The sequence below is a fragment of the Kitasatospora sp. NPDC089797 genome (assembly GCF_040684795.1).
GTDB lineage: Bacteria > Actinomycetota > Actinomycetes > Streptomycetales > Streptomycetaceae > Kitasatospora.
The window spans coordinates 182,342-196,158 of record NZ_JBFBGS010000004.1; the positions used below are offsets into that span (position 1 = coordinate 182,342).

Annotated in this window: 12 protein-coding genes; 11 read left to right on the top strand and 1 reads right to left on the bottom strand. The window is 75.0% G+C overall.

The window, feature by feature from the left end; genetic code table 11:
- Positions 1-3: 3 nt before the first annotated feature.
- From AB0O91_RS05385 to AB0O91_RS05410, 6 genes are read left to right on the top strand one after another with little or no spacing between them, the layout of a single operon-like run.
- Entirely contained in the window at positions 4-1,332 is a 1,329-nt protein-coding gene (locus AB0O91_RS05385; protein ID WP_363428089.1) for an O-antigen ligase family protein, read from the top strand.
- The gene (locus tag AB0O91_RS05390; protein ID WP_363428091.1) at positions 1,329-3,068 is read left to right on the top strand and encodes a lipid II flippase MurJ; all 1,740 of its coding nucleotides are present in this window, start codon (positions 1,329-1,331) and stop codon (positions 3,066-3,068) included. The genes AB0O91_RS05385 and AB0O91_RS05390 overlap by 4 nt, the downstream gene beginning before the upstream one ends.
- Positions 3,058-3,915, top strand: coding sequence for a polysaccharide deacetylase family protein (locus AB0O91_RS05395; protein WP_363428093.1), 858 nt, complete (start codon positions 3,058-3,060; stop codon positions 3,913-3,915). Before AB0O91_RS05390 ends, AB0O91_RS05395 begins: the two co-directional genes overlap by 11 nt.
- Complete coding sequence (locus AB0O91_RS05400) at positions 3,912-5,027, top strand: glycosyltransferase (protein WP_363428095.1); 1,116 nt, start codon at positions 3,912-3,914, stop codon at positions 5,025-5,027. The genes AB0O91_RS05395 and AB0O91_RS05400 overlap by 4 nt, the downstream gene beginning before the upstream one ends.
- Positions 5,028-5,073: 46 nt before the next feature.
- Positions 5,074-5,931: a Wzz/FepE/Etk N-terminal domain-containing protein gene (locus AB0O91_RS05405; RefSeq protein ID WP_363428097.1), complete on the top strand. Its 858-nt coding sequence runs from the start codon at positions 5,074-5,076 to the stop codon at positions 5,929-5,931.
- A complete protein-coding gene (locus tag AB0O91_RS05410; protein ID WP_363428099.1) occupies positions 5,928-7,088 on the top strand; it encodes a GNAT family N-acetyltransferase in 1,161 nt (386 codons plus the stop codon). The genes AB0O91_RS05405 and AB0O91_RS05410 overlap by 4 nt, the downstream gene beginning before the upstream one ends.
- Here the strand turns inward: AB0O91_RS05410 and AB0O91_RS05415 are convergent.
- The gene (locus AB0O91_RS05415) at positions 7,085-8,326 is read right to left on the bottom strand and encodes a glycosyl hydrolase (protein WP_363428101.1); all 1,242 of its coding nucleotides are present in this window, start codon (positions 8,324-8,326) and stop codon (positions 7,085-7,087) included. The two genes, AB0O91_RS05410 and AB0O91_RS05415, sit on opposite strands and share 4 nt — an antisense overlap.
- 369 nt (positions 8,327-8,695) lie before the next feature.
- Between AB0O91_RS05415 and AB0O91_RS05420 the strand changes: the two genes are divergently transcribed.
- The 5 genes from AB0O91_RS05420 (at position 8,696) to AB0O91_RS05440 (ending at position 13,794) form a co-directional block, all read left to right on the top strand.
- The gene (locus AB0O91_RS05420; protein WP_363428103.1) at positions 8,696-9,697 is read left to right on the top strand and encodes a hypothetical protein; all 1,002 of its coding nucleotides are present in this window, start codon (positions 8,696-8,698) and stop codon (positions 9,695-9,697) included.
- Positions 9,698-9,902: 205 nt separating this feature from the next.
- Positions 9,903-11,501 (top strand): ABC-F family ATP-binding cassette domain-containing protein, encoded by a 1,599-nt coding sequence (locus AB0O91_RS05425; RefSeq protein WP_363428105.1) that lies wholly within the window; start codon positions 9,903-9,905, stop codon positions 11,499-11,501.
- Positions 11,502-11,828: 327 nt separating this feature from the next.
- The gene (locus AB0O91_RS05430; RefSeq protein ID WP_030059940.1) at positions 11,829-12,062 is read left to right on the top strand and encodes a helix-turn-helix domain-containing protein; all 234 of its coding nucleotides are present in this window, start codon (positions 11,829-11,831) and stop codon (positions 12,060-12,062) included.
- A gap of 232 nt (positions 12,063-12,294) precedes the next feature.
- Positions 12,295-13,101 carry an enoyl-CoA hydratase/isomerase family protein gene (locus AB0O91_RS05435; protein ID WP_363428107.1) on the top strand — a complete coding sequence of 269 codons (807 nt, stop codon included), beginning with the start codon at positions 12,295-12,297 and terminating at the stop codon, positions 13,099-13,101.
- 159 nt (positions 13,102-13,260) lie between these two features.
- Positions 13,261-13,794: an Asp23/Gls24 family envelope stress response protein gene (locus AB0O91_RS05440; RefSeq protein ID WP_363428109.1), complete on the top strand. Its 534-nt coding sequence runs from the start codon at positions 13,261-13,263 to the stop codon at positions 13,792-13,794.
- Positions 13,795-13,817: the final 23 nt, after the last annotated feature.

Genomic DNA, 13,817 nt, shown 5'->3' on the forward strand with positions numbered 1-13,817 from the left:
GGCGTGGCCCTGACCCTCCCGGTTCTTCCGCGCCTCCCGCGCCCGGCCTTACGGCGGGCCCTGCCCGCCCTCGCGGACCGGCCGAGTCTGCTCGCCGCGGCCACCGTGCTGCTGGTCTGCGTGCCCACCGGCGAGAAGGACGTGACCGCGGCCGTCCACGTCACCGCCGCCGACGTCGCCTCGCTCGCCCTGGTCGCCCTCACCGCCCTGAACCTGCTGCGCGGACGGCTGCCCGCCCTCACCCGCAGCACCGCCGCGCTGTTCGGCGCCGTCGTGGTCGCCGCCGCCGTCGCCACCATGGGCTCGATCGACCCGGCCACCAGCCTGACCGGCTTCGTCCGGCTCACCCAGGTGTTCGTCCTGGTGCCGGCCGCCGTGCTCTGCGCGCTGCGCGACCGCACCGACCAGCGGCTCGTCCTCGGCTCCTTCGTGCTCGCCGCGCTGATCCAGGGCGTGGTCGGCGCGAACCAGTACCTCACCCGCACCGGCGCCTCCTACACCGGCCAGCCGATCCGGGCCGTCGGCACCTTCGGCGCGCTGGACATCATGGCGATGTCCACCGTGGTCAGCTTCGGACTGCTGGCCGCGCTGGCCCTCGCCCTCGGCGAGCGCGGGCCGCACGGCGACGTCCGGCTGCGCCGGGCGATGTTCGCCGCCGCCGCCTTCCTCGCCTTCCCGCTCGCCGTCTCCTTCAGCCGCGGCAGCTGGATCGCCACCGGCGTCGCCGCCACCGTGCTGCTGCTGCGCGCCGACGCCCGGCTGCTGGTGCGCAGCGCCGTACTGGGCCTGGCCGCCGCGGTCGTCCTGGTCGGCGGCCTGGGCCTGGGCGCCTCCGGCGTCACCGAGCGGCTCAGCTCGATCGGCTCCGTCTCCGCGGCGCCCGACCAGTCCGTCTCCGACCGCTACGACCTGTGGGCCACCGCCGGGCGGATCTGGCAGGACCACCCCGTGCACGGCGCCGGACCGAAGGCCTTCCCGAAGCTGCGCGACAGCCACGCCCCGCTGCGGCTGTCCTCCGGCAGCGACGCCGCCGACTCCACCATCGGCTTCCAGCGCGAGCCGCTGCTCTCCCCGCACAACATGTACTTCCTGGTGCTCAGCGAACAGGGCCTGATCGGCATCACCGCGTACGCCGCCCTCTTCCTCGGCCTGCTGCTCGGCTGCCTGCGGCACCGCGGCGGCCCCGCCCTGGCCGCCCTCGCGCTGCTCACCTGGGTGCTGGTGGACTTCCTGTACGCCGACATCGGCGGCACCACCACCGTGCTGACCTCCGTCGTCCTCGGCCTCGCCGCCCGGGCCGCCGGCCCCGCCGCCGTCCGGGAGGCCCGGTGACCACCGACCAGCCCGCCGCGCTCGCCGCGCCGCTCCCGGCCCCCCGCAGCGCCCCCGCGGGCCCCGCCGCCCCCGGGCCCGGACCGGCGCCGCGGGGCGGCTTCCTGGCCAAGGCCTTCGGCGTCACCGCCGTGCTCAGCGCCGCCGGCTCCGGCCTCGGCCTGCTGCGCGACCTCCTGCTGGCCCGCTACTTCGGCGCCAGCCAGGGCACCGACGCCTTCCTGGTCGCCTGGACCGTCCCCGAGACGGCCGCGCCGCTGCTGATCGAGGACGCCATGTCCTTCCTCATGGTGCCCGCCTTCGCGCTGGCGCTGGTGCTGCGCGAGGAGGACCCGGACGCCCCCGACCCGGTCCGCCACCTGGTCCGGGCCACCCTGCCCTGGCTGCTGCTCGCCCTCAGCGGGCTCGCCCTGGCCGCCGCCCTGGGCGCGCCCCAACTGGTCGAAGTGCTCGCCCCCGGCCTGCCCGACCCGGGCCTGGCGGTCGCCTGCACCCGGATCACCGCGATCACCGTGCTGCCCTTCGGCGTGGCCGGCTACCTGGCCGCCGCGCTGCGCGCCCACCACAGCTTCACCGCCCCGGCCGGCATCTACGTCGCCTACAACCTGGGCATCCTGGCCCTGCTGTTCGGCTTCCACGGCGTCCTCGGCGTCCGCTCCGCCGCCCTCGGGGTGGCGCTCGGCAGCCTGCTGATGGCCGGTCTGCTGGTCGGCCCGTTCCTGCGCCACCTGAGGGCCGGGCAGCCCGCGACCGGACGCACCCGGCGCAGCCGCACCACGCTGGTGCTGATGCCGCTGGCCCTGCTGCCGGTGGCCGCCTTCACCCTGACCCGGCAGTCCCAGGTGTTCGCCGAGCGCTACCTCGGCTCGGCGCTCCCGCCGGGCACCATCTCGCACCTCAACTACGCCGCCAAGGTCTCCCAACTCGCCATGACGGCGGGCATCCTGATCTGCACCGTCACCTTCCCGCTGGTCGCCCGGGCGCTCGCCGCCGGGGACCTCACCGCCGCCCGGGACCGGGTCGAGAAGGACCTCGGCCAGGCCGCCGCGGTCGTCCTGCTGGGCACCGCCTTCCTGATGGCCTGCGCCCCCTCGGTGGTCTCGCTGCTGTTCGAACGCGGCGCCTTCGGCCCCGGAGACACCGCCGCCACCGCCGCCGTGATCCGGGTCTACAGCTTCGGCCTGCCCGCCCAGGCGCTGATCGGCGTGATGATCCGCCCGTACTTCTCGCTGCGCCCGGTGGTCCGCCGCGCCGACGACCCGCGCCGGGTGGACGGCGGCCGCCGGTTGCTGGACTGGTACCCGGTCGCGGTGATGCTGCTCGGCCTCGCCGTGACCGTCTCGGTCGGCCTGCTCGCCACGCCCCGGTTCGGCGCCCTCGGCCTGGCCGCCGGGAACGCGGCCGGGATCACCACCACCGCCGGGCTGCTGCTGTACGGCCTGGTGCTGCGCGGCATCCCGCTGCGGCTGCGCCGGGTGCTCGGCGGCCACGGCCGGCTGGTCGGCGCCGCCGCCGGGGCCACCGCCCTGGGTACCGCCGTCGCGGACCTGAGTGTCGATCCGCTGCTCTCGACCCTCGCCGGGGGCCTCGCCGTGGTGCTCGCCTTCGCCGCCCTCGGGGCCGGCCTCGGCGCCCAGGAGGTCCGCGTCCCGGTCCTCGCCGCCGGCCGGGTCCTGGGGTTCCGCGGGAACCCGCCAACCGTCGCCGATGAAGGGAAGTTGCCCGATGGAGAATGAACGGGGAACCGTCCGTTCGGCCCGGGCGGGCGTCACCGGCGCCCCGGCCGACCGGGCCCGACTGCCCAGGAGCCGCCGTCCGGCCGGCGAATCCGCCCTGCCCGGCTCGTCCTCGCCGTGGATCCTGATGTACCACTCGGTGGCGGTCGAGAAGGAGGACCCGTACCGGCTCACCGTCAGCCCCGAGCGGTTCGCCGAGCAGATCGCCTGGCTGCACCGGCGCGGACGGCGCGGCGTCTCGGTCCGCGAGCTGATCCGGGCCCGCGCGCGCGGCCAGGACGACAAGCTGGTCGGCCTGACCTTCGACGACGGCTACGCGGACTTCGCCCGGTACGCCGTACCGATCCTCCAGGCGTACGGCTTCACCGCGACCGCGTACGTGGTCGCCGACCTCCTCGGCCAGGACAACGGCTGGGACATCGAGGGCCCGCGCAAGAAGCTGCTCACCGTCGACGAGGTCACCGAACTCGCCGCCGCGGGCTGGGAGATCGGCTCGCACGGCCTCGGCCACCGGGCGCTGCCGGGCCTGCCCGCCGAGGTCCTCGCGGTGCAGACCCGGCAGAGCCGGCTGCTGCTGGAGGAGGTGGTCGGCGGCCCGGTCACCGGCTTCTGCTACCCGTACGGCGCCGTCGACGCCCCCGCCGCCGCGGCGGTGCGCGAGGCCGGCTACGACTACGCCTGCGCCATCGCCCACTCCCCGCTGACCGGCCTCTACGCGCTGCCCCGCTGCTACGTCGGGGACCGCGACGGCGCCTGGCGGCTGCGCGCCAAGAAGGGCCGCCACCGGCTGCGCGACGCCGTCACCGGGCTGAAGCGCGAGCGGGCGAGGACGGAGCGCCGGCCGTGAGGGTGCTGCACATCGTCACCGGGCTCGCCTCCGGTGGCGCCGAGCGTCAACTCCACCTGCTGCTGCGACACTTGCCGCCGCACCAGAGCTGCGAGGTGCTCGCGCTGACCAATCCCGGCACGGTCGCCGACGCGCTCCGCGCCGACGGCGTGACCGTCCACCACCTCGGCATGCGCGGCAACCGGGACCTCGGTGCGCTGCCCCGGCTGGTCCGGCTGGTCCGGGCCGGCCGCTACGACCTGGTGCACACCCACCTCTACCGCGCCCAGCTGTACGGGCGGCTGGCCGCCCGGCTCGCCGGGGTGCGGGCGGTGGTCTCCACCGAGCACTCGCTGCACGCCGGGGTGATCGAGGGCCGGCCGGTCACCCGGGGCGTCAAGGGCCTCTACCTGGCCGCCGAACGGCTCGGCAGCACCACCGTCGCGGTCTCCCGGCAGGTCGCCCAGACGCTGCGTTCCTGGGGCGTGCCGCCGGCCCGGATCGAGCTGATCCCCAACGGCATCGACACCTCCGGCTACCGCCGCCCGGCCGCTGAACGGGCCGCGGTGCGCGGTCGGATCCGGGCCGAACTCGGCCTGCCGGAGGGCAGTTGGGTGGTCGGCGGGGTCGGCCGACTCGTCCCCGGCAAGCGCTTCGAGGTGCTGCTGGCGGCGCTCGTCGAGCTCGACCCGGCGACCCGGCTGGTGCTCGTCGGGGAGGGCCCCGAGCGGGCCGGGCTGGAGCGGCGGGCGGCCGAACTCGGCGTCCGGGAGCGGCTGGTGCTCACCGGTGAGCGCGCCGACGTGCCCGACCTGCTGGCCGCGATGGACGTGCTGGCCGCCCCCTCCACCGCGGAGACCTTCGGCCTCGGCGTGCTGGAGGGCCTGGCGGCCGGGCTGCCGGTGCGGCACAGCGCCTGCCCGGCCCTGGACGAACTGCCGCCCAGCGCCGCCCCGCAGGCCCGCCGGATCCCCTCCGAGCCCGCCGCGTACGCGGCCGCGCTGCGCGACCTGCGGCAGCTGAGCGGCCACACCGCCGACCCGCTGCCGCACCCTCCGGCCGTCGGCCACTACGACATCGCCCGGGTCGCCGCCGACCTGGGCGCCCTCTACGACCGGCTGGCCCGCGTCTGACCGCCCGCCGCCGGAACCGCCGTCCCAGACCCAAGGAGCCACACCCATGACCACACCGCGCCGAAGCGCCCGCCACCTGGCCCGCCGTTGGTGGCCGGTGGCGCTCGCGGTGCCGCTGGGCGCCGCGGCCGGCGCCGGGTACGCCGTCGTGTCGCACCCCTCCTACGCCGCCAGCGCGTACGTCCTGGTGGTGCCGCAGAACCCGGGGGAGGCCTCGACCGCGACCAACTTCGCCCAGGCGTACGGGCGGCTCGCGGGCCAGCCGCAGGTGCTCGCGGTCGCGGCCGCCGAGACCGGCCACACCCGGGCCGAGCTGGAGTCCCTGGTCTCCGGGACGACCTCCCCGGACGCCCCGATGATCGAGATCACCGGCACCGGCACCCACGCCCAGGAGGCCGCCCGGACCGCCGACGCGGTGGCCCGCTCGCTGGTGGCCTTCGCCAACAGCAGCAGCAAGGACACCAATGTCCGGCTGGTGACGCTGGCCCCCGCCGCCGCGCCGGACAAGCCGACCACGCCGTCCGGCAAGCTGGACGTCGCGGTGGGCGGCGCGGCCGGACTGCTGCTCGGCTCGCTGGTGCTGATGACCCGCCGGCGCGGCGGCCCGGCCGAGGCGGCACCGGAGACCCCGGCCCCCCCGGCCACCCCGGCGGCCCCCGAGACGGCCGGGACCGCGGAGGCCCCGGTCGCGCCCCGCCCGCGCGGTGAGCGGCCGGCCGGCCCGGCCCGTTCGAAGGCCGGGCCGAAGGACGAGTCGAAGGGCGAGCCGAAGACCGAGCCCGCCGAGCCCGCCACGGCCGCGGCCGAGCCCGCCGAACCGGCCGAGGCCGCCGCCGACTCCGGCCCCGCGGCCGGGACCAGGCCCCCGGCCAAGGCGAAGGCCGCGGCCGGGAGCGGACGATGAGTACCGAGACCCGCGCCGCCGGCCTCCCGGCCCGGTCGGCCGCGCCCGGCTGGACCACCGAGCTGCGCCGCGAGGACGATGCGCTGGACACCCTCGCCGAGGAGTGGGACGCCCTGGTCGCCCGCTGCCGCACCGCCACCTTCTTCCAGGCCGCCGTCTGGCAGCGCTCCTGGTGGCGCCAGTACGGCCGCCCCGGCGCACTGCTGGTGGTGCTGGTCCGCCGGGACGGCCTGCTGGTCGGCGCGGGGGCCTTCATGCGGCGCGGCGGCCCGTTCGGCGGCCTCACCGGTCTGGGGGCCGGGCTGGTCGACTACGGGGACGTCCTGCTCGACGACGACTGCGCCGACCGGGCCGCCGCCGAGTTCGCGGCCGCCCTGCCGCTCACCCGCCCCTGGCACTGGCTGGAGCTGCGCGAGGTGCACCCCGAGGCGGCCGCCCAGCGGGTGTACGAGCACTGGCACGGCTCCCGCCGCCGCCACCAGGACTCGCTCTGCCAGTACCTCCCGGCCGTGCCGATGGAGCGGCTGCTCAAGCGGGTGCCGGGCAAGACCGCCCAGCGCAGCCGGGTGAAGCTGCGCAAGATCGCCGAGGCCGGGGTGCGGGTCCGCAGCACGCCGGTGGAGGAGGTGCCGGCCGCGCTGGAGGGCCTGCTGCGGCTGCACTTCCTCCAGTGGCAGGAGCGCGGCGTCACCGCCGAGCACCGCACCGAGCGCTTCGCCCGCCATCTGACCGAGTCCACCGTCGGCCTGGTCGCCACCGGCCGGGCGGCCGTCCACCAGTTCCACCTGAACGGCGAGCTGGTCGCGGTCAACCTGCTGCTGCTCTGCCCCTCCTTCGGCGGGCTGTACATGTACGGCGCCCACCCGGTGCTGCGCGAGCGGCTGGACATCGCCGGACTGCTGTTCAGCGCCGCGCTGGACGAGACGGTCCGCGCGGACATCCCGGTGCTGGGCCTGCTGCGCGGCCAGGAGCCGTACAAGCAGCGCTGGCGGCCGGACCGGATGCCCAACCAGCGCCTGCTGCTGGGCCCGGCCGGCCCGGCCCCGGCCGCCGCCGCCCGGGCCGCCGCGGTCCTGTGCCGCCAGGCGGCGGCGCACCAGCTGCGCACCCGCTTCCCCCGGCTCAAGGAGGCCCTGCTGGCCCGTCGCCGGGCCTAGGGCGTGTCCGACGGTTCCCGCCGGGACGGCCGGCCGGCTCCGGTGGGGCTGGGCGAGGCCGTGGCCGAGGGGCTCGCCGTGGCCGTCGGGGAGGCGGGTGCCCCGGGCGGGGTGGGCGGGACCGGCGGGGTCGGCGTGCCGGGGGCGCTCGGCAGGACCGGCACGACCGGGGCCGCGGGCGGCGTCGGCAGCGCCGTCGGCGCCCCCGGCGAACCCGCCATCAGCTGCTTGAACGCCGCGGTCGAGCGCGGGTTGCTGCGGCACTGGAAGAAGCCGTGCGGGCAGTAGTCGGTGACGGTCTGGTAGGCGGTGTCGTGGGTGCGCATCCAGTCGACCATCCGCCGGACGAACTCGGGGTTGTCGCCGTTGCGGAACAGGCCCCACTCCGGGTACGAGACCTGCTTGCCGCGCTTGGCCGCGAACTCCACCTGGTCCTGGAGGCCGTACGGCTCGCGGACGTAGTCGTCGAAGGTGCTGCCGGCCGGCTGGTCGTAGCTGTCCATGCCGATGATGTCGACCACGTCGTCGCCCGGGTAGCACTTGGTCCACGGGATGGCGTCCAGGCCCCGGTTGGGGGTGAAGTCGAAGCGGAACCGCTGCCCGGGCACCGAGCGCATCACCCCGACGATCCGGCGCCAGTACGCCTTCCAGGCGGTGGGGTCGGGCTTGCAGCGGTGGGTGTAGGTGACCCCGTTCATCTCCCAGCCGAGGGTGATCACGGTGTCCGCGCCGCCGAGCGCGACCAGTCGGCGGGCGAGCCGGAGGAAGTGGCTGTCGAAGTCCCCGCGCGCGCCCTGGCCGAGCAGCTGGGCGACCTCGCCGTCCGGCACGTGCGCCTCGTTGGGCACCAGCATCGGGACGCCGAGCACCAGCAGCCGGGACGGGTCGACCAGCCGCCACTGTGACCACAGGCCGAGCACCACCGGCTCGCCCTCGACGTCCGCCCAGCCGTTGCCCGCCAGGTAGGTGTGGCCGACCTGGAGGTTGGCGTCGCCCAGCCACTGGGCGTACTTGCCGATCTGCGGGATGTAGTCGTCCCAGGAGCCGACGAAGGCGCCGAACGGCGGCTCGTGCTTCGGCCGCTGGACCGGCGGGCGGGGGGCCGCGCCGCGCGGCTCGAAGGCGTCCGAGGAGAGGGAGTGCCGTTCGGTCCGGCCGAGCGGCGTCCCGGCCGGGACACTGGCCGTGGCCATCAGCAGCAGGGCGGCGGCGGCCAGCGTCAGACGGCCGATGCGCATGGTCTCTCCTCCGGGCGACGCGGGAGCGGGCGGGCGGTGGCCACGTCGACGGACGGTGGCGCCACGCTCGCCGACAGTAGGCCCGGCGCGGGGCGGGAAAGCCGAATGTCACCCTAAAGTGGGCGATATTCGAACGCCGTCTGCCGCAACACCCGTCCGGCCCCGGTCGCGTGTATCAGCTCTGTAACGGTCCGGCGGGCCTTACGGCGCCCGCCGCGCAGGCCCCGGCCGACCGGCCCGGGGGCCGACCACGCAGGTGGGCGGCCGGGCGTGCGGGACGGGCGCGCACGGCCGGGCGTGCGATCGGAGGGCCGCCCGCACGGCGATTCCGGGCTGACTCGTGAGCCCGGCGACAGGTACGCTCCGGCCGTGTCCTGGAAGCCGCCGCGTGTCCTCACCCCCCGCTCGATCCTGCCTGCCCTGGCGGTGATGCTGGTCCTTGCGGCCGGTGCGGCGGCGCACGCGAACAAGCCGGTGCCGTTCGGCGATCGGGTGGCGGGACCGGGCGACGCCGAGGCGACCCCGGTGAACTCGCAGTCGGTCGACTCGGCCGACCTGGACCTCAAGGTGGTCGGCCCCGGGCTGGAGGCGTACCACAAGAAGACCGGCGAGCGGGCCTGGACGTACCGCCGGGAGGGCGCCGAGGCGCTCTACCTGGCGATGGCCGGCGACAACGCGATCGTGGTCTGGGACGACGGCCTGGTCACCTCGGTGCGCCCCGGCGACCACGAGGTGCGCTGGCACCGCGCGGTGCCCGGCCTCGCGGACTACCTGCGCGCCGACGGCGAGCCGGGCGCCGACAAGCGGACCGACGCCGAGCGCAAGGAGACGGCCAAGCTGCGGGCCGCCGCCGCGCTGCACACCGTCCAGCGGGCCGGCTCGCCGTGGCTGGCCGTGGTCACGCCGAACCTGACCATGGGCCTGCGCGACGCCGACGGGGACCTGCGGTACAACGACCGGCCGTCCAACGGCTGCCTCTACGACCCGCTGCGCACCGTGCACACCGACTGGGCCGTGCTGATCCCGCGGACCTGCACCAGCGGCGGGGTCCCGGTCTCCGGCGGTATCACCGGCTACCGGCTGGACAGCAACGGCTGGTCGACGATCACCGGTCCGGCCGCGACCGTGAAGGTCCTGGACAGCAGCCGGGTGGAGATCACCGACGGCCCGATCGTGCCGCCGAGGATCTTCGACACCAAGGCCGCCGCCCCCGAGACGGCCTGCACCGGCCTGGACGCCCCGTTCGCCGCCGTCCGCCCCAAGGACGGCTGCGGCGACCCGTCGGCCGCGGCGACGGAGGCCGGCCCGGCGAGCCCGGCCGCGGCGGACCCGGCGGCGACCGCGACCGACGGGGCGGTCGCCGCGCAGTAGCGCCGAGGGTCTCCGGGTACCCCGGGGCGGTACGCCTCCGGGGCGATTCGCGCCGCCCGGTAGACTGGCCGTCATGGCTATCTTCTCCGGGCAATAGCGGGCGGCGGCGCCCAGGTCCACCGCGCCGACCGCCGATGAAGCCCCCCTCCCCGCTGCCCGGGCCCGTGCCCGGCCGCCCGCCCACGTCCCAGGAGTAGTCCCGGCCATGATTTCCGCCAACGCCCTCGAACTGCGCGCCGGCGCCCGGATCCTGATCGAGTCCGCGAACTTCAAGGTCGCCGCCGGCGACCGGATCGGCCTGGTCGGGCGCAACGGCGCCGGCAAGACCACGCTCACCAAGGTGCTGGCCGGCGAGGGCCTGCCCGCCTCCGGTACGGTCACCCGTTCGGGCGAGGTCGGCTACCTCCCGCAGGACCCGCGCACCGGCGACCTGGACGTCCTCGCCAAGGACCGCATCCTCTCCGCCCGCGGCCTCGACACCGTGCTGAAGAAGATGCGCGAGAACGAGGACCGGATGGCCAACGGCAAGGGGGCCACCCAGGAGAACGCGATGAAGAAGTACGCGCGCCTGGAGACCGAGTTCCTCACCAAGGGCGGGTACGCCGCCGAGGCCGAGGCCGCCACCATCGCCGCCGCGCTCGGCCTGCCGGACCGCATCCTGGCCCAGCCGCTGCACACCCTCTCCGGTGGTCAGCGCCGCCGCGTCGAGCTCGCCCGGATCCTCTTCTCGGACTCCGACGTGCTGCTGCTCGACGAGCCCACCAACCACCTGGACGCGGACTCGATCGTCTGGCTGCGGGACTTCCTGAAGACCTACAAGGGCGGCTTCATCGTCATCTCGCACGATGTCGACCTGGTCGAGACGGTCGTCAACAAGGTCTTCTACCTGGACGCCAACCGCTCCTGCATCGACGTCTACAACATGGGCTGGAAGCAGTACCAGCAGCAGCGCGAGGACGACGAGAAGCGCCGCAAGCGCGAGCGGGCCAACGCCGAGAAGAAGGCCGCGACGCTGAACGCCCAGGCCGACAAGATGCGCGCCAAGGCCACCAAGACGGTCGCCGCGCAGAACATGGCCCGCCGTGCCGACAAGCTGCTCTCCGGCCTGGAGCAGGTGCGCCAGAGCGACAAGGTCGCCAAGCTGCGCTTCCCGGACCCGGCCCCCTGCGGCAAGACCCCGCTGACGGCCAGCGGCCTGTCCAAGTCCTACGGCTCGCTGGAGATCTTCACCGACGTCGACCTGGCGATCGACCGGGGCTCCCGGGTCGTCGTGCTGGGCTTCAACGGCGCGGGCAAGACCACCCTGCTGCGGATGCTGGCCGGGGTCGAGGCGCCGGACACCGGCGAGGTGATCCCGGGGCACGGCCTGAAGATCGGCTACTACGCCCAGGAGCACGAGACGCTGGACCCGGACCGCAGCGTCCTGGAGAACATGCGCTCGGCCGCGCCGGACACCGACCTGGTGCAGATCCGCAAGATCCTCGGCTCCTTCCTGTTCTCCGGCGACGACGTGGACAAGCCCGCCGGGGTGCTCTCCGGTGGGGAGAAGACCCGACTGGCCCTGGCCACCCTGGTGGTCTCCTCCGCCAACGTGCTGCTGCTGGACGAGCCCACCAACAACCTGGACCCGGCCAGCCGCGAGGAGATCCTCGGCGCGCTGCGCGAGTTCAGCGGCGCGGTCGTGCTGGTCACCCACGACGAGGGCGCGGTCGAGGCGCTCGACCCGGAGCGGATCATCCTGCTGCCGGACGGGGTGGAGGACCTCTGGAACCCGTCGTACGCCGATCTGGTCTCGCTGACCTGACCGGAAGTAGACGCTCCCTCGGCTTTTCGGACCAGAAAATCTAGTCCTTTCGGCGTGTCCGGGAATGAAGAAGACCCGGATTCCGTTTAAGCACTTCCCGTCGGCCCGCCACGTGATCGTGGTCGGGCCGACGCTGCTGATCAGCTCTTTCTCGGCATACGGCGGAATCCGCCCGGGGGCGTGCACTCTGCGTGAGCGCCCTGATGCGCTCGGATCACCACCGCAGGACCACGCAATTGCGACATCGACCTTGCCGAATGGGTGGCCAGGACGCGGTGGATGGGTGATCATGGGAATCTGACCGAGCAACGCTACGAGGAGGCACGGGTGGCCGAGACTCTGAAAAAGGGCAGCCGGGTGACCGGTGCCGCGCGTGAGAAGCTCGCGGCCGATCTCAAGAAGAAGTACGACTCCGGGGCGAGCATTCGCGCTCTCGCGGAGGAGACCGGTCGTTCGTACGGCTTCGTGCACCGGATGCTGAGCGAGTCCGGAGTGATCCTCCGGGGCCGCGGTGGTGCCACGCGGGGCAAGAACAAGGCGACTGCCGGGGCCGGTTCCTGACGGTTCGTCAGCTCCAAGCTGGATGACGCGGCGGCAGGGCGCCGGCCGAGGAGACGACAGCTGACCACAGCTGGGCGTCCGCCCTCGGGTCGAGTGGACCGGCCGCCGATCGTCATGTCCGGGTCGCGGACCCGCTCTTCCCTTCCGCTCTTTCCGGGCCGGGGCACTGCCCGTCCGCGCCCAGGTTTGTTACTCTCCGGTAGCCACGTCCCCCGCCACCGGAGGTTCCCGCATGACCGCCCCCGCCACCGACCCGCAGGCCCCGAGCTGGGAGCGGGACGGCGTCCGGCTGGAGATCGACGGCGAGCTCGCCGTCGTCACCCTGTGTCAGCCCAAGCGGCGCAACGCCCAGTCGCCCGCGCTCTGGCGCGCCCTCGCCCAGGCCGGGCGCGAACTGCCCGGCACCGTGCGGGTGGTGCTGCTGCGCGCCGAGGGCGTCTCCTTCTCGGCCGGACTGGACCGGGCCATGTTCACCCCCGAGGGCATCCCCGGCGAACCCACCTTCCTGCAGCTGGCCGGCTCCGCCGACCGGGACCTGGACGAGGCGATCGCCACGTACCAGGAGGCCTTCACCTGGTGGCGCCGCGCCGACCTGGTCACCGTCGCCGTCGTCCAGGGCCACGCCGTCGGGGCGGGCTTCCAGCTCGCGCTCGGCTGTGACCTGCGGGTGGTCGCCGACGACGTGCAGTTCGCGATGAAGGAGACCTCGCTCGGGCTCGTCCCGGACCTGGCCGGCACCAAGCCGCTGGTCGAACTCGTCGGCTACGCCCGGGCGCTGGAGATCTGCGCCACCGGCCGCTGGGTCGGCGCGGAGGAGGCCGCCGCGATCGGCCTGGCCAACCTGGCGGTGCCCGGCGCCGAACTGGAGGGCGCCGCCCGCGACCTCGCCGCCGCTCTGCTGGCCGCCCCGCGCGGGGCCGTGATCGAGACGAAGGCACTGCTCCAGGGTGCCTCCGGACGGTCGTACGAGGAGCAGCGTTCGGCCGAACGGGCGGCCCAGGCCCGTCGGCTGCGGGAGCTCGCCGGGATCGGCGACTGACCCGCCCGCCACTGGTGGGAGGCCCGGCCCGGGGGAGCGCCCCGGGGCCGGGCCTCCGGCGTTCCCGGGGGTGTGCTCGGCGGGCGGGGCCCGTGGCGGAATGCCAGGCTTGGGGAGGTTTGCGATATAGCTGGAGCCGCTACGAGGGAGATGCGCCCCATGCCCGACACCCCGACCCCCGCGACCCTGCACAAGAACCACGGCGGTGCGCCCACGCCCGGCCCGCCCGGCGGCGCGAGGCCGGCCTCCGGCGCGGGCGGGGACGGCGGGCGGAGCGGCGGTGAGCGCGGTCGGACGGTGCTGGCGGTCGGCGTGGTGGAGAAGATCGCCGGGATGGCCGCCCGGGAGGTGACCGGGATCCACGCGCTGGGCTCCGGGCTGGCCCGCACCTTCGGGGCGATGCGGGACCGGGTGCCCGGCGGAAAGTCCAGCATCGGGCGCGGGATCAAGGCCGAGGTCGGCGAGAAGCAGACCGCGATCGACATCGCCCTGGTGGTCGAGTACGGCGTGGTGATCCCCGAACTCGCCCGCCAGGTGCGGGAGAACATCATCGACGCGGTCGAGCGGATGACCGGCCTGGAGGTCGTCGAGGTCAACATCGCGGTCAACGACGTGCACCTCCCGGACGAACCGGAGTTCGAGGAGGAAGAGGAGCCGGTGGCGGCGACGGGGCAGCGGCCCAAACTCAAGTAGGGCCGGGAGCGCAGGGCGTTCGG

What these genes read in the sequence shown, in the direction of transcription:
- AB0O91_RS05435 (WP_363428107.1), top strand. Translation starts at nt 12,295, where the DNA reads ATGACCGCCCCCGCCACCGACCCGCAGGCCCCGAGCTGGGAGCGGGAC.
- AB0O91_RS05405 (WP_363428097.1), top strand. Translation starts at nt 5,074, where the DNA reads ATGACCACACCGCGCCGAAGCGCCCGCCACCTGGCCCGCCGTTGGTGG.
- AB0O91_RS05410 (WP_363428099.1), top strand. Translation starts at nt 5,928, where the DNA reads ATGAGTACCGAGACCCGCGCCGCCGGCCTCCCGGCCCGGTCGGCCGCG.
- AB0O91_RS05395 (WP_363428093.1), top strand. Translation starts at nt 3,058, where the DNA reads ATGGAGAATGAACGGGGAACCGTCCGTTCGGCCCGGGCGGGCGTCACC.
- AB0O91_RS05415 (WP_363428101.1), bottom strand. Translation starts at nt 8,326, where the DNA reads ATGCGCATCGGCCGTCTGACGCTGGCCGCCGCCGCCCTGCTGCTGATG.
- AB0O91_RS05440 (WP_363428109.1), top strand. Translation starts at nt 13,261, where the DNA reads ATGCCCGACACCCCGACCCCCGCGACCCTGCACAAGAACCACGGCGGT.
- AB0O91_RS05425 (WP_363428105.1), top strand. Translation starts at nt 9,903, where the DNA reads ATGATTTCCGCCAACGCCCTCGAACTGCGCGCCGGCGCCCGGATCCTG.